The following is a 16,881-nucleotide window of genomic DNA, read 5'->3' on the forward strand; positions in this document are numbered from 1 at the left end:
TGATTAGGTCTGCCGCCACTCCCCCTGCTCCAAAATCCCCTGTTTTTTCCAATCCTTGTTGTTTTTGTGGGGGTGGTGGGGGGCCGCCCCCCCCCCCCGCTCCCACAAACCGATGCCGGGTTTGCCGGTAATGCCCAGCCGAGCATGGCTGGGTGCTACAGGTCGCCCAGCCGCGCCTGCAGTGCGGCGATCGCAGCAAGGCCTGCGGTCTCGGTGCGCAGGATGCGCGGGCCCAGCTGCAGGCCCTGGAAGCCCGCCTCGCTCAGCTGCTGGCGGTCACGCGGTGACCAGCCACCTTCCGGACCGATCGCGATAACTACGCCGTTGGCCGGAGCGGCCGGCAGCGAGGCCAGGCGATGCTCGCCCAGCGGGTCCAGGGTCAGTCGCAGGGTCTGTGCGGGCAGTGCCGCCGCTGCCGCCGCCAGCGCCTGCGGGCTGCCGATGGACGGAATCCGCGCACGCCCGGATTGACCACAGGCCGAACCAACCACATTGCGCCAATGGGCGATGCGCTTCTCTGCCCGTGCCGCGTCCAGCTTGACCTCGGTGCGCTCGGCATTGACCGAAATGATGCTGCTGACCCCGAGCTCGGTGGCCTTCTGCAGGATCAGATCCATCTTCTCGCCACGCGCGATGCCCTGCAGCAAGGTGATCGCCAGCGGCGATTCATTGTCGATGGCCTGGGTACTGTCGATGTGTACCTGTACCTCGCGCTTGCTGATCGCGCTGATGGTGGCTGCATAGTCGTGGCCATCGCCATTGAACAACACGCAGCCTTCGCCCTCGCGCAGGCGCATCACCCGGACCAGATGGTTGGCGACATCCTCGGGCAGGGACAGGGTCTGGCCTGTGGCGAGCGGCAGTTCAATCGGGCAACGGGTCAAGCGCATGGGAGTTCTCGCAAAGGCGGTGCCGCGTGGGAAGCGGCTGGGTCTGCTAGCATTTCAACGTCATGAAAACGTATCTGCCAATGCGCATTCTATCGGTCTACCGTCGTTTTGCCCGGAGTGGCGCATGAGCCGCCGCCTGCCACAGATCCACAACGTGGTCGAAGAGCACATCGGGCCGTTCCGTCAGCAGCAGCTGGATCTGGAGTTTTCCAATGGCGAACGCCGCCATTTCCAGCGTCTGGTGAGTGGTGGCCACGGCGCGGTGGTGGTGGTACCGATGCTCGACGATGAGACCGTGTTGCTGGTGCGTGAATACGCTGCGGGCCTGCACCGCTACGAGCTGGGCCTGGTCAAGGGCCGCATCGATGAAGGCGAGACGCCGATCGAAGCGGCCGACCGCGAACTCAAGGAGGAGGCCGGTTACGGTGCGCGCAGGCTGGATGCGCTGCGCAGCCTGACCCTTGCACCTACTTATATGAGTCACCAGTCCACCTTGGTGCTGGCGCGCGACCTGTATCCGCAGCGTCTGCCTGGCGATGAGCCCGAAGAACTGGAAGTGGTGCCGTGGAAGCTGGCCGAACTGGACCAGTTGATGCTGCGCGAGGACTTCTCCGAAGGGCGCTCGCTGGCGGCCCTGTTCATTGCCCGTGAGTGGCTGCGAGGTGGCGCATGAGCGCAGTAGTTGATGACGCCCTGCGCGAAGGCGTGCTGGATATCGCCCAGCGCGCAGGCGCGGCGATCATGCAGGTCTATGCCAGCGGCTTCGATATCGAGCAGAAAGCCGACGACAGCCCGGTCACCACCGCCGATCTGGCCGCGCACCGGTTGATCGTTGACGGTCTGTCGCAACTGACCCCGGACATCCCGGTGTTGTCCGAAGAATCGGCGCAGCTACCGTGGGAGACGCGCCGGCAGTGGCAGCGCTATTGGCTGGTGGATCCGCTGGACGGCACCCGCGAGTTCATCAAGCGCAATGGCGAATTCAGCGTCAACATCGCGCTGATCGAGCGTGGCGTGTCGGTGTTTGGCGTGGTGCAGGCACCGGTGACCGAGGTCATCTGGCATGCCCAGCGCGGTGGCCAGGCCTGGCGTCGCAGCGGTGCGCAGCAGGACGCGATCACCACCCGCGTACCGCCGGCATCGCCGTTGCGGGTCGCCGCCAGCCGCTCGCATGCCAGTGCGCGTACAGCCACTTTGTTGGCGCGGATGGGCGAGATCGAGCTGATAGCGCAGGGTTCCTCGCTGAAGTTCTGCCGCATCGCCGAGGGCACGCTGGACGTGTACCCGCGGCTGGGGCCAACCAGTGAATGGGATACCGCTGCAGGCCAGTGCGTGCTGGAAGCGGCAGGTGGGGTGGTATTGGCTGCCGATGACGGTGTGCCGTTCGCCTACAACCAGCGCCCGCGTCTGCTCAACGGTGACTTCGTCGCCCTGGGTGATGCCTCGCTGCCATGGCAGGCGTGGGTGGCTGGGCTTTGATGCCGGGCCGCAGGCGGCCTGCTGGGAACTTAAAACGCCGGCAATTGCCGGCGTACTCGTAATGGAGGTGATGCACCCATGTCCGAACTGACCGATATCCAGACCCTGCTGCAGATCATGGCGCGTCTACGCGATCCCCAGGGCGGATGCCCGTGGGATCTGGAGCAGGATTTCGCCAGCATCGCGCCGTATACGGTGGAGGAGGCTTACGAAGTGGCCGACGCCATCGACCGCAATGACTTGCCGGACCTGAAGGACGAACTCGGCGATCTGCTGCTGCAGGTGGTTTTCCACGCGCAGATGGCCAGCGAGCAGGGCGCATTCAATTTCGGCGATGTGGTGGCATCGATCAGCAACAAGATGATCCGCCGCCACCCGCATATCTTTGCCGATACCGAGGTCAGCGATGCCGACGAAGTGCTGGCCAACTGGGACGAGATCAAACGCAGTGAACGCGCCGCCAAGGGCGAACAGGATGCCTCGGCATTGGCCGGCATTTCGCCTGGATTGCCGGAGTGGCTGCGCGCCACCAAGTTGCAGTCGCGGGCTGCCCGCACCGGCTTCGATTGGCCCGATGCGGTGCCGGTGCTGGACAAGCTGCGCGAGGAGATCGACGAAGTGCAGGCCGAGTTCGAGCTTGCAGCAACCGGTGTGGACAACCGGACCCGGCTGCAGGAAGAACTGGGCGACGTGTTGTTCGTGTGCGCCAATCTTGCCCGCCATGCCAAGGTCGATAGCGGCACCGCCCTGCGCCATGCCAACCACAAGTTCGAGCGCCGCTTCCGCGCCATGGAAGCGCTGGCGGTTGAGCAGGGGGCCACAATGCCGCAGCTGGACCTGCAACAGCAGGAAGCGCTCTGGCAGCGGGTGAAGCAGCAGGAAAAGGACGCAGCCAAGTGAAAACCCTGTCGCTGTTCCTGCTGACTGCGCTGGCCGAGATAGTTGGCTGCTATCTGCCATGGCTGTGGCTGCGGCAGCAGGGCAGCCCGTGGCTGCTGCTGCCGGCTGCGGGCAGCCTTGCCTTGTTTGCATGGCTGCTGACCCTGCACCCGGCCGCCAGCGGGCGTGTGTACGCCGCTTACGGTGGCGTCTATGTGTGCATGGCGTTGCTGTGGCTGTGGCTGGTGGACTCGGTCAAACCCACCCGCTGGGACCTGCTCGGCGGCGGACTCTGCCTGTTGGGCATGGCGGTGATCATGTTCGCCCCACGCAGCAACTGAAGCGCCTATGCTGGCCGCATCCAGCACAGGGTGTAGGCCATGTCAGGTTTCAGCAGCTTCCGTGAGTTCTACCCGTTCTACCTGGGCGAACACAGCAACGTCGTCAGTCGTCGCCTGCACTTCATCGGCAGCTGCGGCGTGCTGCTGTGTGTGGCGATGCTGCTGTGGAGCGGCCAGCTGCGTTGGCTGTGGTTCGCGCTGCTGTGTGGTTATGGATTCGCTTGGGTAGGGCACTTTTTCTTTGAAAAGAACCGACCGGCGACCTTCCGCCACCCCTTCTATTCATTTGCCGGTGACTGGGTGATGTTCGTCGACATCCTGCGCGGGCGGGTGCGGCTTTAGGCGCATCGGGCGCTTTCCGGGGCTGTGGCTATACTCGCCCCATCTATCGGCACAAGGAGTGGGGAAATGGGCAGCGGAGCAGGGTTGTTGGCGTTGGTGGTATTGGTGGCCGGCATCATCGTGCTGTTCAAGACGGTGCGGATGGTGCCGCAGGGCTACGAGTGGACGGTGGAGCGCTTCGGCAAGTACACCCACACGATGACGCCCGGCCTGCACTTCCTGGTCCCGATCGTCTACGGCGTCGGCCGCAAGGTGAACATGATGGAGCAGGTGCTGGAAGTACCCAGTCAGGATGTCATCACCAGGGACAATGCGGTGGTGCGGGTAGATGGCGTGGTGTTCTTCCAGGTGCTGGACGCGGCCAAGGCCGCCTACGAAGTCGCCAACCTGGAAGTGGCGATGATCGCCCTGGTGCAGACCAATATCCGCACCGTGATCGGCTCGATGGACCTGGACGAGTCACTGAGCCAGCGCGAGACCATCAACGCCAAGCTGCTCAACGTGGTCGACCATGCCACTAATCCGTGGGGCGTCAAGGTCACCCGAATCGAGATCAAGGACATCCAGCCGCCGGCCAACCTGGTGCAGTCGATGCAACAGCAGAAGATGGCCGAGCAGAACAAGCGTGCCGCCATTCTGGAGTCCGAAGGTATCCGCCAATCGGAGATCCTGCGTGCCGAAGGCCAGAAGCAATCCGCCGTGCTGGAGGCAGAAGGTCGCAGAGAAGCCGCCTTCCGCGATGCGGAGGCACGCGAGCGCCTGGCCGAGGCCGAAGCAAAGGCGACGGCGATGGTGTCCGACGCCATCGCCAACGGCAGCGTGCAGGCGATCAATTACTTCATCGCGCAGAAGTATGTGGAGGCCTTCAGTGAACTGGCCAACTCGCCGAACCAGAAGCTGGTGTTGATGCCGATGGAGGCTACCGGTGTGATCAGTTCCATCGCCGGTATCTCGGAACTGGCCAAGGAAGCATTCTCCAAGCAGGCTGAAGCCAAGCAGCCTGCTCGCGGCAACCCGCCGCCGTTGGGGCGCTGAGTCATGCGCTGGGAAGTGGTGGCGTGGGCGGCGCTGGCAGTGGTCCTGTTCGCCGCCGAGGCGTTGGCGCCGGGTGCCTTCATGTTGTGGATGGGGATTGCCGCGGCGGCAGTGTTCCTGACCGTCTGGGCAATCGACGGCATGAGCGTGTTGCTGCAGGTGATCCTGTTCGTGGTCCTGAGCTTTGTCTCAATCCAGGTCTATCGCACCTGGTTCCGGCAACGTGCGCGGGCCAGCGACCAGCCGCTGCTCAATCGCCGCGCCGAGCAGCTGATCGGGCGCGTGGTGACGCTGGAACAGGCGATCAGCGCAGGCGTCGGCCGGGCCAAGGTGGACGATGCGTTCTGGGTGGTGGCTGGCCCGGATCTGCCGCAGGGCAGCGCCGTTCGCGTGGTTGCCGTGGACGGCATGACGCTGAAGGTGCAGGCGGTCTGAATAGCGCTGCGGTACCGCCGTTGTGGCAGTGCCGCAGGTTTTAAAAGTAACCATCTGGGATAATGGCGGTCCCCTTAGTGTGGAACGGCCATGACCCTGAAAACCCTGCTCAACGAAACCCACCGCTCACTCGGCGCCAAGATGGTCGACTTCGGCGGTTGGGACATGCCGATCCATTACGGCTCGCAGATCGACGAGCACAACCTGGTCCGCAACGCCGCCGGCATGTTCGACGTCAGCCACATGACCGTGGTCGACCTGAAAGGCGCGCGTACCCGCGAATTCCTGCGCCAGCTGCTGGCCAACTCCATCGACAAGGTCAAGGTCAGCGGCAAGGCGCTGTACTCGTGCATGCTCAATGCACAGGGCGGGGTGATCGACGATCTGATCGTCTACTTCCTGGCCGAAGACCTGTTCCGCATGGTGGTCAATGCTTCCACCCGCGAGAAGGACCTGGCCTGGATCCGCCAGCAGGCCGAAGCTTTCGGTGTCGAAGTGGTCGAGCGCGAAGACCTGGCCATCATCGCCGTGCAGGGGCCGCAGGCGCGTGCACTGGTTGCTGGCTTGGTGGCGGAAACCGATCGTGCCGCACTGGATAAGCTCGGCCGCTTCGCCGCGCGGGAAGTCAGCTCCGTCGATGGCGCTGCACTGTTCGTTGCACGCACCGGTTACACCGGCGAAGACGGTTACGAAGTGCTGCTGCCGCAGGACTCGGTGGTGGCGTTCTGGAACGCACTGCTGGCTGCTGGCGTGAAGCCGGCCGGCCTGGGCGCGCGTGACACGCTGCGCCTGGAAGCGGGCATGAATCTTTACGGCCAGGACATGGACGAAGCCATCACCCCGTACGAAGCGGCGCTGGCCTGGACCGTGGCGCTGGATGATCTGGCCGATGGCACGCCGCGCGCCTTCATTGGTCGCCCCGTGCTGGAAGCGCAGAAAGCTGCTGGCAACGCGCGGCAGATGATCGGCCTGGTGATGGACGAGAAGGGTGTACTGCGCCACGGCCAGAAAGTACTCACCGCCAATGGCGAAGGCGAGATCCTGTCCGGCACGTTCTCGCCAACACTGGGCAAGGCGATCGCCTTCGCCCGCGTGCCAGCCGGTGCGCCGGGTGATGTGCGGGTGGACATCCGCGGCAAGGAAGTGCCGGTGCGCATCGTCAAGTTCCCGTTCGTGCGTGACGGCCAGCCGCAGGCCGGCATCAATCTTTGACTGTAGGACCGGGCCGGAGGCGACCTTGCTTCCGGTTCGTTAAACTAGCGCTTCTTCCCGACCACCGTTTTTCCGGAGTAGTTCCATGAGCGAGATCCCTGGCGACCTCAAGTTCCTCAAGTCCCACGAATGGGCCCGTGTCGAAGGCAACGGCCGCGTCACCGTAGGTATTTCCGATCACGCCCAAGGCCTGTTGGGTGACCTGGTCTACGTCGAACTGCCGGCTGTCGGTGACAGCGTGCAGGCTGGCGTTGGCGCTGCGGTGGTCGAGTCGGTGAAGGCTGCCTCCGACGTCTACAGCCCGGTGTCCGGCACCGTTGTCGAAGTCAACGAAGCGGTGACCGACAAGCCGGAAACCATCAACGAAGATGCTTACGGCGACGGCTGGCTGTACGTGGTCGAGCTGTCCGATCCGGAGCAGTTGAACGACCTGCTCGGCCCGGACGACTACGCCGAGATGTTGGAGAACGAGGACCACTGAGTCCTGTCGTGATCCGGAAAGCGGCCGCTGTCAGCGGCCGTTTTTTTTTACGCCGATGTCAGCATCACGTGATGACCGCTGGTGATGAGTGCCGGACGATTGCATGTCGAAGTGGATGCAGATCGACGCCAAGTCGTTCCGATCGCTGTCGTCGAAGGCTGCGAAATCGTTCAAAAAGTTTGCGCAAAATGATCCGCTGCACCGGCAAAGCGTTGCCTTCGGCGAACTTTTTTTCGGGTGCGGGAAACGGTCCTTGGTGGCCGTTGGTCGCATGCCTTGAGATGCACTTGAAGTAGGGCGCGCACAGGCGCGTGTTGCTGGTGCTGAAAAGAATAGTGCGCTTTTACCGATGTTTTCTTGCTTTGAGTTTTTTTTGGAGGGTGTTGTTGCGCTGTCGGAGGGTGTGCGCAGCGAGCGGCAATGGTCGGCGACCGGGCGCGGAAGGCTGAAGGCTTCCGAAAAATATTTTGCAAAGATAGTTGACAGTAAAAAAAACCGTGATTAGGTTTCGCCCAGCAGACCTTTCCTGCGGAAGCGAGTGAGCCGGATCAACATTCAGACGCGAAGCACAACTTGGACGTCCGCCAGGATTCTCTCGATGGTGGAGCAGGACTCGCTTCCTTCCGCGAAACACCCCCCTGATTTCTATCTGGCACCTGCAGCGGGACCCGTTGCGGGTGTTTCTGTATCCGTAACGACGCGCTAGACGCGTCGTCGGTCCTCCGCCGAACACCGCGGATTTGCTTCAACTGGGCATTTCAATTCCATAGATCACTGACGAGGAACAAACCATGGCTACGAAGAAAGCTGCTAAAAAGCCGGCCGCCAAGAAGGCGGTAAAGAAAGTCGCCAAGAAGGCTGCCGTGAAGAAGGTTGCCAAGAAGGCAACCGCCAAGAAGGCAGTGAAGAAGGTTGCAAAGAAGGCTGTTGCCAAGAAGACCGTGAAGAAGGCAGCTGCCAAGAAGACCGTGAAGAAGGCAGCCGCCAAGAAGACCGTCAAGAAGGCAGCCGCCAAGAAGACCGTCAAGAAGGCCGTAAAGAAGGTTGCCAAGAAGGCAACTGCCAAGAAGGCCGTCAAGAAGGTAGCCAAGAAGGCCGTAAAGAAGGTTGCCAAGAAGGCAACTGCCAAGAAAGCCGTCAAGAAAGTAGCTAAGAAGGCCGTCAAGAAGGTTGCCAAGAAGGCAGCTGCCAAGAAGGTCGTAAAGAAGACTGCAAAGAAGGTTGCCGCCAAGAAGCCGGCCGCCAAGAAGGTTGCTGCGAAGAAGAAGCCGGCCGCTCGCAAGAAGAAGGCCGCTCCGGTAGCGCTGCCGGCTACCCCGGCGCCGCTGATCTGATCCAGCTCCACTAGCAATACCTGAAACTCCTTCCCCGACTGCCCAGCGGGGAGGGAGTTTTTTTATGGGCGGATTGAAGTGGCCCGTGCCGAGCAGGCCAACCGCTTCGGTAGTGCCGAGCCATGCTCGGCAGCAGCCTGCCGGTGGAACCGCGCACGCCGCGGAGCTGGTCAATTCCAGCGCACCGGAGATGAGGTCTGGTTTGTGGGAGCGGCGTAAGCCGCGAAGCCAGCGATGCATCCGCCTGGGCGATGCCTGCGCGTCGATGGGAGATTTGGGCTCTACGGTGTTGGTTCGATGCAATCCGGCTGCCCGGGTTGTTCCGAGGTTGTCGACTTCGCGGCTTACGCAGCTCCTACATGGTGGCTGCGCTCGTGCGGGTAGAGCCTTACCGAGCATGTCTCGGCACTACCGGAGCTATGGGCTTCGTCGACAAGTCGACCGATGCCTGCAAACCGAGCCCTCCCTTTGCCGCAGGCAAGGGGAGGGTTGGGAGGGGTGCTTCTGGTTTGCGGGTGAAGCCTCTGCCGAGCATGGCTCGGTACTACCGGTGGCACCGGTTTTTGTAGGAGCGGCGTCAGCCGCGAAGCTGATGATGCATCCGATCTACCGGACTCTGGTTTCTACGCTATCGACCAAAGAGAAAGGCGGCCAGCGGCCGCCTTTCTCGTACTGCTGGAAACCACCAGGCAACTCAGCGTGGCGAAGCCACCGCGCGATCCGAGGATGCGCCTTTCTTGCCGCTGCGTGCCGGAGCCGCATCTTCGGCCATCAGGTTGTCGCTGCCGAAGTCGGTGTCCACATCCAGCCAGCGCTGTGCAGGCAGGCCGATCGCGCGATCGAGGATGGTCGGCATCATGCCGCTGGGCAGGGTGCTCTCACCGTTCCACATGATGGCGATGCCAAGGTCACGTTCCGGCAGCAGCGCGACCAGGCCGCGATAGCCCTGCACCGCGCCGGCATGGAAGACAACCTGGTGGCCGGAGTAATCGAACACGCGCCAACCCAGCGCATAGCCCGCCGAGTCCAGACGCTGATGGCGCCAGCCCGAGCGCATTTCGCCTGGCGTGTTCACCAACGGTGCGTGCAGCGTTGCCAGCAAGGGCGCCGGCAATACATCCGGACGATGGCCGGTGTGGGCCAACAGCCACTGCGCCATGTCACTGGCACTGGCATTGACGCCGGCGGCGGGTGCAACGCGGTAATAGGTAGGCTTGGGCGTCAACGACACCCAGCCATTGCGGCTGCGCACGTGCGGGCGCGCCCAGCGCGGACTGGCCTGGATGCCGGCCAGGCCGAGGCTGGCATCGTTCATGCCCAGCGGCTTGAGGATGCGCTTTTCAACGGCTTGTTCGTAGAAGCTGCCCGAGGCCGCAAACACCACATCGCCAACCAGGCTGAAGGCGACGTTCTGGTAGGAGTAGCAATCGCCGGGCGCGCACTTGAGCGGCGCGGTGGCCAGCTTCTGGGTAAGCGAGTAGTAATCTGCATTGGCCTCGACATCGCGGTCATAGGCATTGCTGGTCAGGCCGACGCGTTGGCTCAACACATCGGCCACCGTCAGCTTGTCGGTTGCTTCGGGTGTAGCCAAACGGAAGCCGGGCACGTAGTCGGTGACCTTGCTGTCCCAGCGCAGGGTGCCGTCGTTGACCAGCAGGCCGGCCATGGTGCCGGCAAAGGCCTTGGACAGCGATGCCAGGCGGAATACGGTATGTGCGTCTACTTCCTGCGGGTTGCTGATATCGGTGACGCCGTAACCACGTGCCGACAGCACACGCCCGTTCTGGACGATGGCCATGGCCATGCCGGGGACGCGGTTGCCGTAGGTCAGCTGCTCGGCCAGTGATTCGATGGACGCGACATTGAAGTCGGCCGGCAGCGGTTGTATCTGATCCGGGCGCAGTGCGGTGCGATACGGCATCGGCTGCGTCGGCGATTGAGTGGGCGCGTTCTCCAGGTTCACCGGCAACACGCTTGTCGCGGGCGCGACGGCTGGCGAGCCGTTGTGAGTGGGAGTCTGCGCGGTAGACGACAATGCGAAGGGCATCAACACCCCCAGCAATCCCGATGCCACCGGACGAATGTGCCGGCGCTTGCTCTGGTCTTTCATCGTGATCGGTGCCTGTAAGCTACTGCTGTCGGCGATTCTAGCGCCGCTTTTCATCAATGCACAAACGGGGAGAGAATGAATGGGCATCGCGTTGATATTGCTGATCTTTCTTGTGGTGGTTGTCGCAGTTGTGGCAGCAGGCGTAGGCATCTACAACGGCTTGGTCCGGGCCCGTAACGGCTACAAGAACGCTTTTGCGCAGATCGACGTGCAGCTGCAGCGCCGTTTTGACCTGATTCCCAACCTGGTGGAGACCGCCAAGGCCTATATGGGCCATGAGCGGCAGACCCTGGAAGCGGTGATCGCAGCGCGTAGTGCCGCGCAGTCAGGTTTGGCGGCGGCCAAGGCCGATCCGGGTGATGCGGCGGCAATGGCGCAGCTGGCGGCCTCGCAGGGTCAGTTGAATGGTGTGCTGGGGCGCTTGATGGCGGTGGCTGAGGCCTATCCGGAACTGAAAGCCAACCAGAACATGATGCAGCTCAGCGAAGAACTCTCCAGCACCGAGAACAAGGTCGCCTTCGCGCGTCAGGCCTACAACGACGCGGTGATGGGCTATAACAACCGCCGCGAGACCTTCCCGGCCAATGTGTTTGCCGACATGTTCAATTTCGCCACGGCGGCGCTGTTGGACATTCCCCAGGAGAAGCGCGAGCAGGTGCGCGAAGCGCCCAAGGTGCAGTTCTGAGCCTGACGCAGGCGTAGCAGGGGCGCGGGATGAACTTCTTCGAACACCAGGCGCAGGCGCGGCGCAACTCCGGGCGGCTGGTGCTGTTGTTTGCGTTGGCGGTGCTGGCCATCGTGCTGATGGTCGATGTGCTGGTGTGGTTCGGCACTGGCAGCGCGCGTGGCGTGCTGTGGAGCAGCGTGCTGACCGTGGCGGTGATCGGCTTCGCCTCGCTGTACCGGATCCGTTCGTTGAGTGGCGGCGGCGAAGCGGTGGCCGCGCAGATGGGGGGCTCCGAAGTGCCGGCCGATACCCGCGATCCTGCATTGCGGCGGCTGCGCAATGTGGTGGAGGAGATCGCCATTGCTTCAGGCGTGCCGATGCCGCGCCTGTATGTGCTGGAGCAGGAAGCGGGCATCAATGCCTTTGCCGCCGGTTATTCGCCAGCCGATGCGACCATCGCGGTGACCCGCGGTACCTTGCAGCGGCTCAACCGCGATGAGCTGCAGGGCGTGATCGCGCACGAGTTCAGTCACATCCTCAACGGCGACATGCGCCTGAACATCCGCCTGATGGGCGTGTTGTTCGGCATCCTGATGCTCAGCGTGATCGGCAAGCGTGTGTTGCTGCATATGGGCGGCGGCAGCCGCGTGCGCTTCGGTCGCAGTGTCGGGCCGGTGTTTTTGTTGATGCTGATCGGCCTGGCCGGCATCGCCATTGGCAGCATCGGCGTGTTGTTCGGGCGGCTGATCAAGGCGGCGGTATCGCGCCAGCGCGAAATCCTGGCGGACGCTTCTGCGGTGCAGTTCACCCGGCAGACGCAGGGCTTGGCTGGTGCGCTGAAAAAGATCGGCGGTCTGGATGATGGCTCGCATCTGGCCGACCGTGCCGGCGCCGAGGAAGTCAGCCATATGTTGTTTGGCGAAGGCTTGCGGCTGTCCAGCTGGTTCGCGACGCATCCGCCGTTGCTGGAACGCATCCAACGCTTGGAGCCATCATTCCGCGGCGAGCAGCTGCAGCGACTTCGCGGCGACTGGTCCGCTGCGCCGCCCGACGGGCTGGCCGAGGATCGCGTGCTGGGCCTGGCGGGGCGCGATGCAGCGAGTGTGGATGCGTTGCTGCCGCCGTTGCCGGGAGTGCAGCGGGTGTCTGTTGATCCGGTGATGGTTGCCGCACAGGTGGCGACGCCTGCCGACGACGATTACCAGCAGGCAGTGCGTCTGGCCGGCAGTCTGCCGCCGCCGTTGCGCGCATTGGCTGGCGATCGTGGCGCGGCGCAGCCGCTGTTGCTGGCGATGTTGCTGGACGTGGATGCCGCGGTCGCCGCCCGCCAGCGTGAAGCGGTGAGTGCGCAACTGGGCGAGGCAATGGCCGACAGCGTACTGAGCATCGTGGCAGGCCCGTTGCGCGAGCTGCACGCCGCGCTGCGGCTGCCATTGGCGGCCTTGGCCTTCCCGACCCTGCGCAGCTTGCCGCGCCCGCAGTTGACGGCTTTCATGCGCTGCATTGATGCCGTGACCCATGCCGATGGGCGCATATCCCTGTTCGAGTACTGCCTGTCGCGCTTGTTGCTGGTGCAGGTGCAGGCAGCCCTGGATCCATCGCGTCACCTGCATTTTGGCCGCCGAAAGGCCACCGGTGTGCAGCGCGAGTTCGCCATCCTGTTGTCGGTGGTGGCGCGCGCCGGCAACCCCGGTGACGAAGCGGGCGCGCGTCGCGCCTACTTGGCTGGCCTGCAGCGCATCCTGCCGCAGGATCATCTGCCGTACGCGCCGCCGGCGAACGGCGTGCTGGCGTTGGACGCGGTATGGGCGCCGCTGGATTCGATGGACCCGCTGGCCAAGCAGCTGCTGGTGGAGGCGGTGACCGCAACGGTGAGCCACAACCAGCGCATCAACATCGCCGAGGCCGAGTTGCTGCGGACCATCTGCGCCACCTTGCATTGCCCCCTGCCAGCGATGCTGCAGGTAGCGTGAGCAGCTTGTCTGCCTCCCTTGGCGGCTTGTCTCCCTCCCTTTCGCCAAAGGCGAAGGGGAGGGCCGGGGAGGGGTGTGCTTTCTGCCTCTGCTTGCTTCTCCCTGACAACAACCACTGGGCATCACCCCAGCATCAACCCCGCCGCCCGCTCCGCAATCATGATGGTCGGCGCATTGGTATTGCCGCTCACCAATGTCGGCATCACCGAGGCATCGATCACCCGCAACCCGTCGATACCACGTACCCGCAGCTGCGGATCGACCACGGCTGCATCATCGCTGCCCATGCGGCAGGTGCCGATCGGGTGGTAGATGGTCTCGGCCTTGGCGCGGATGAAGGCTTCCAGCCCGGCGTCGTCCAGGTGCTCATCTGCGGGGAGCAGCGCTGACTTCCGCCACGGTGCAAACGCCGGCTGCTGCAGGATGTCGCGGCTCAGTCGCACGGCCTCGATCATCATCTTCAGATCGAAGCCCTCGGCATCGCTGAGGTAGTTGGCCTGGATGCGCGCGGGTACGGCCGGGTCGGCACTGGCCAGGCTGATGCGGCCGCGGCTGCGCGGATGCAGGTAGCAGGCGTGCAAGGTGTAGCCGTCGCCGGGCAGGCGATTGCGGCCGTGGTTGTCCAGCATGGCCGGCACGAAATGGAACTGGATGTCGGCGCGTTCGTCCGGGGCGAAACGCGAGCGCACGAAGCCACCGGCTTCGGCCACATTGCTGGTGCCCGCGCCCCGATGGCCGCGCAGGAAGTAGTTCAGCCCGATCATGATCTCGCTGGCGCGGTCGTAGCTGACGCCGGGCACGCTGCGGTACAGCGTGCAGATATCCAGATGGTCCTGCAGGTTGGCACCGATGCTGGGTTGGTCGAGCTGAACCTCGATGCCCTGCGCACGCAGCGCATCGGCCGGGCCGATGCCGGACAGCATCAGCAGCTGCGGAGAGTTGATCGCACCGGCGCTGAGCAGCACTTCGGCGGCCGCTCGGTACTGCTGGCGCTGGCCGCCCACGCGCAGGTGCACGCCGGTAACGCGACCAGTGTCGATCTGCAGCCGTTCCACCAGCGCGCCGGTGATCACCTGCAGATTGGCGCGCGAGCGCACTGGGGTGAGATAGGCGGCGGCTGAGGAGCAACGAGCGCCGTTCTTCTGCGTTACCTGATAGAGACCCACGCCTTCGTGCTGGACGCCGTTGAAATCTGCGTTATGTGCGTGCCCAGCCTGCTGCCCGGCTTCGATGAAGGCGCGGCTGAGTGGATTGACATGGCGCAGGTCGGCCACTTGCAGCGGACCGTCGGCACCGTGCAGCGCATCGGCGCCGCGTGCGTTGCCCTCGCTGTGACGGAACCACGGCAGCACGCTGTCCCAGTTCCAGGCGCTGGCGCCGGCCTGCGCCCAACGATCGTAATCACCGGCCACGCCGCGCACGTAGCACATGGCATTGATCGAGCTGGAGCCGCCCAGTACCTTGCCGCGCGGCCACCACAGGCGGCGGTTGCCCAGCGCAGGTTCGGGCTCGGTGTCGTAGCTCCAGTTGACGCGGCGGTTGCTCACCAGTCGCGCGATACCCGCCGGCATATGGATGAAAGGGTGCCAGTCGCGTGGCCCGGCTTCGATCAGCAGTACCCGTAGCTGCGGGTCGGCACTGAGCCGGTTGGCCAGCACGCAGCCGGCCGAACCGGCACCGACGATGATGTAGTCGAATTCCTTCACAGCTTCGCTCACACGCTTCTCCCTCCCGAGTCACTCAGGATAGAACGGCGCGTTGTGCCGGAGTAAGCCCTGCCGCACTGGCGATGTTGCAGTGCATTAGATAACGTACGCGCTCTGCCGAGTCCCACCGGAGTTGCCCGATGCCGCCGTCCTCTCGCCACCCGCTGCGCCGGGGTGCCGCATGACCGTTTCGCGCGAACCCGGTGCAATGCATCGACTATTGCTGGCGCTGCGCGGCTCACCGCCGCTGTGGTGGTCGTTCCTGTACTTCTTCTGCCTGCTCAGCGGCTACTACGTGCTGCGCCCGGTGCGTGAGGCGATGGCGGCGTCGGCGGACATGGAGGCCTTGTTCCCGACGGGCCTGATTGCCTGGTTCGCCGGCCATGGCATGCCGCTGAAGGACTTCACCCTGCAGTTCCTGTTCTCCTGCGTGTTCCTGATCATGCTGGTGCTGCAGCCGCTGTATGGCTGGCTGGTCAGCCGCTATCCGCGCCGGGTGTTCCTGCCGCTGGTGTATGGCTTCTTCATCTTCACCCTGTTCGTGTTCTACGCGATGTTCAGCGCCAACATCCCGGGTCGTGGCATGGCGTTCTTCTTCTGGATCACCGTCTTCAATCTGTTTGCGGTGGCGGTGTTCTGGAGCTTCATGGCCGACGTGTTCTCCAACGTGCAGGCGCGCGCGTTCTACGGGTATATCGGCGCAGCGGGTACGGTGGGTGCGTTCCTCGGGCCGATCATCACCAGCTCGCTGGTGCAGCGCGTTGGCATCGCCAACCTGATGCTGGTCTCGGCCGGGTTCCTGTCGATCTGCCTGTTCTGCATCTGGAAGTTGCGCCCCTGGGCGGTGCAGCGCGAACGCGAACAGCAATTGGCCGATGGCGAGCAGCCGATGGGCGGCAGCGTGTTTGACGGGCTGAAGCTGATCGCACGGGAGCCACTGCTGCGCTGGCTGGCCCTGATGGTGGTCTTCGGGGTGGGCGTTGGCACCATGCTGTACAACGAGCAGGCCTCGATCGTACGGCGCATGATCACCGATCCGGCGGCCAGTACAGCGTTCTATTCGCGCATCGACCTGGCGGTGAATGCCTTGACCCTGATCATCCAGCTGGGCCTGACCCGCTGGTTGCTGTCACGTTATGGCGTGGCGCCGGCGCTGTTGATTCCGGGTTTCGCGATCATCGTCGGCTTCTCGATCGCGGCAGCCTCACCGTTACCGGTGATGGTGGCGGTGATCCAGGTGCTGACCCGCGCCAGTGAGTTCTCGCTGGGCAAGCCAGCGCGCGAAACGATCTATACGCGGGTGGACCGGCAATGGCGTTACAAGGCCGGTGCGGCCATCGACACCGTGGTTTACCGCGGCGCCGACCTGACCTTTGCCTGGGTGCACAAGGGCTTGTCCCTGTTTGGTTCGCAGGCGGTGTTCGTCGGCGGTGCCGCGGTGGCGGTGTTCATGACGCTGTCGGCGCTGGGCGTCTTGCGCGAAGAGAAGAAGCTGCCGCAGGATCGCTGAGTGATTCCCCCGCGGCGGGTTGCCGCTGTGCTGCGAGGATGAGATGGCAATGAGCGTATTGGGCATGAGTGCGATGGCGGTGACACTGCTGGTGGCGGTGTTGCATGTGTACTTTCTGGTGCTGGAGATGTTCCTGTGGACCAAGCCGCAGGGCTTGAAGACCTTCCGCAACACGCCGGAGAAGGCGCAGGCCACGCGCGTGCTGGCGGCGAACCAGGGGCTGTACAACGGTTTTCTGGCGGCAGGCATCATCGCCGGGCTGGTGCTGGCGCAGCCGGTGCTGGTGACGTTCTCGCTGGTCTGCGTGGTGGTGGCCGGTGCCTACGGCGCCTACAGCGTCAGCCCGCGCATCTTCTACGTGCAGGCTGTACCGGCCATCGTGGCGCTGCTGCTACGCGCACTGTAGTGCCGAGCCATGCTCGGCAAGGGCTGTACCGATAGATCCAATGTAGTGCCGAGCCATGCTCGGCAGGGGCATTGCCCGTAG

18 protein-coding genes are annotated in these 16,881 nt (G+C 63.9%); 15 read left to right on the forward strand and 3 right to left on the reverse strand.

The genetic code is table 11. The features are described from left to right. Nucleotides 1–155: 155 nt before the first annotated feature. Nucleotides 156–890, reverse strand: coding sequence for a 16S rRNA (uracil(1498)-N(3))-methyltransferase (locus ACVOLV_RS19180; protein WP_481555753.1), 735 nt, complete (start codon nt 888–890; stop codon nt 156–158). Nucleotides 891–1,014: 124 nt separating this feature from the next. Between ACVOLV_RS19180 and nudE the strand changes: the two genes are divergently transcribed. From nudE to ACVOLV_RS19235, 11 genes are all read left to right on the forward strand, one after another. Next, on the forward strand, nt 1,015–1,563 hold the full coding sequence (gene nudE / locus ACVOLV_RS19185; RefSeq protein ID WP_481555754.1) for an ADP compounds hydrolase NudE: 549 nt from the start codon (nt 1,015–1,017) through the stop codon (nt 1,561–1,563). Next, a complete protein-coding gene (cysQ, locus tag ACVOLV_RS19190) occupies nt 1,560–2,369 on the forward strand; it encodes a 3'(2'),5'-bisphosphate nucleotidase CysQ (protein WP_481555755.1) in 810 nt (269 codons plus the stop codon). The genes nudE and cysQ overlap by 4 nt, the downstream gene beginning before the upstream one ends. Before the next feature lie 78 nt (nt 2,370–2,447). Further along, on the forward strand, nt 2,448–3,269 hold the full coding sequence (mazG, locus tag ACVOLV_RS19195; RefSeq protein WP_481555756.1) for a nucleoside triphosphate pyrophosphohydrolase: 822 nt from the start codon (nt 2,448–2,450) through the stop codon (nt 3,267–3,269). Beyond that, nucleotides 3,266–3,589 carry a YnfA family protein gene (locus ACVOLV_RS19200; protein ID WP_481555757.1) on the forward strand — a complete coding sequence of 108 codons (324 nt, stop codon included), beginning with the start codon at nt 3,266–3,268 and terminating at the stop codon, nt 3,587–3,589. The genes mazG and ACVOLV_RS19200 overlap by 4 nt, the downstream gene beginning before the upstream one ends. Nucleotides 3,590–3,628: 39 nt before the next feature. Beyond that, nucleotides 3,629–3,931 carry an Mpo1-like protein gene (locus tag ACVOLV_RS19205; protein ID WP_282270617.1) on the forward strand — a complete coding sequence of 101 codons (303 nt, stop codon included), beginning with the start codon at nt 3,629–3,631 and terminating at the stop codon, nt 3,929–3,931. A gap of 66 nt (nt 3,932–3,997) precedes the next feature. Further along, on the forward strand, nt 3,998–4,966 hold the full coding sequence (locus ACVOLV_RS19210) for an SPFH domain-containing protein (protein ID WP_481555758.1): 969 nt from the start codon (nt 3,998–4,000) through the stop codon (nt 4,964–4,966). 3 nt (nt 4,967–4,969) lie between these two features. Continuing rightward, nucleotides 4,970–5,401 (forward strand): NfeD family protein, encoded by a 432-nt coding sequence (locus ACVOLV_RS19215; protein ID WP_481555759.1) that lies wholly within the window; start codon nt 4,970–4,972, stop codon nt 5,399–5,401. A gap of 90 nt (nt 5,402–5,491) precedes the next feature. After that, on the forward strand, nt 5,492–6,613 hold the full coding sequence (gene gcvT / locus ACVOLV_RS19220) for a glycine cleavage system aminomethyltransferase GcvT (protein WP_481555760.1): 1,122 nt from the start codon (nt 5,492–5,494) through the stop codon (nt 6,611–6,613). Between the two features lie 85 nt (nt 6,614–6,698). Then, nucleotides 6,699–7,094 carry a glycine cleavage system protein GcvH gene (gcvH, locus tag ACVOLV_RS19225; RefSeq protein WP_481555761.1) on the forward strand — a complete coding sequence of 132 codons (396 nt, stop codon included), beginning with the start codon at nt 6,699–6,701 and terminating at the stop codon, nt 7,092–7,094. 103 nt (nt 7,095–7,197) lie between these two features. Continuing rightward, the gene (locus ACVOLV_RS19230) at nt 7,198–7,374 is read left to right on the forward strand and encodes a hypothetical protein (protein ID WP_481555762.1); all 177 of its coding nucleotides are present in this window, start codon (nt 7,198–7,200) and stop codon (nt 7,372–7,374) included. Between the two features lie 511 nt (nt 7,375–7,885). Continuing rightward, nucleotides 7,886–8,428, forward strand: coding sequence for a hypothetical protein (locus ACVOLV_RS19235; RefSeq protein ID WP_481544167.1), 543 nt, complete (start codon nt 7,886–7,888; stop codon nt 8,426–8,428). Nucleotides 8,429–9,122: 694 nt separating this feature from the next. On the opposite strand, the gene ACVOLV_RS19240 is transcribed toward ACVOLV_RS19235, so the two are convergent. Next, complete coding sequence (locus tag ACVOLV_RS19240) at nt 9,123–10,538, reverse strand: serine hydrolase domain-containing protein (protein WP_481555763.1); 1,416 nt, start codon at nt 10,536–10,538, stop codon at nt 9,123–9,125. Nucleotides 10,539–10,617: 79 nt separating this feature from the next. On the opposite strand from ACVOLV_RS19240, the gene ACVOLV_RS19245 reads away from it, so the two are divergent. Further along, the gene (locus ACVOLV_RS19245) at nt 10,618–11,223 is read left to right on the forward strand and encodes a LemA family protein (RefSeq protein ID WP_481555764.1); all 606 of its coding nucleotides are present in this window, start codon (nt 10,618–10,620) and stop codon (nt 11,221–11,223) included. A gap of 29 nt (nt 11,224–11,252) precedes the next feature. Next, the gene (locus ACVOLV_RS19250) at nt 11,253–13,178 is read left to right on the forward strand and encodes a M48 family metallopeptidase (RefSeq protein ID WP_481555765.1); all 1,926 of its coding nucleotides are present in this window, start codon (nt 11,253–11,255) and stop codon (nt 13,176–13,178) included. A gap of 122 nt (nt 13,179–13,300) precedes the next feature. On the opposite strand, the gene ACVOLV_RS19255 is transcribed toward ACVOLV_RS19250, so the two are convergent. Continuing rightward, complete coding sequence (locus ACVOLV_RS19255) at nt 13,301–14,884, reverse strand: GMC family oxidoreductase (RefSeq protein WP_481555768.1); 1,584 nt, start codon at nt 14,882–14,884, stop codon at nt 13,301–13,303. A 181-nt stretch (nt 14,885–15,065) separates the two neighbouring features. Between ACVOLV_RS19255 and ACVOLV_RS19260 the strand changes: the two genes are divergently transcribed. Beyond that, the gene (locus ACVOLV_RS19260) at nt 15,066–16,394 is read left to right on the forward strand and encodes an NTP/NDP exchange transporter (protein ID WP_481555766.1); all 1,329 of its coding nucleotides are present in this window, start codon (nt 15,066–15,068) and stop codon (nt 16,392–16,394) included. A 49-nt stretch (nt 16,395–16,443) separates the two neighbouring features. Then, complete coding sequence (locus ACVOLV_RS19265; protein WP_481555767.1) at nt 16,444–16,800, forward strand: DUF1304 domain-containing protein; 357 nt, start codon at nt 16,444–16,446, stop codon at nt 16,798–16,800. Nucleotides 16,801–16,881 lie beyond the last annotated feature (81 nt).

This window comes from Stenotrophomonas sp. STEN023, assembly GCF_056760135.1.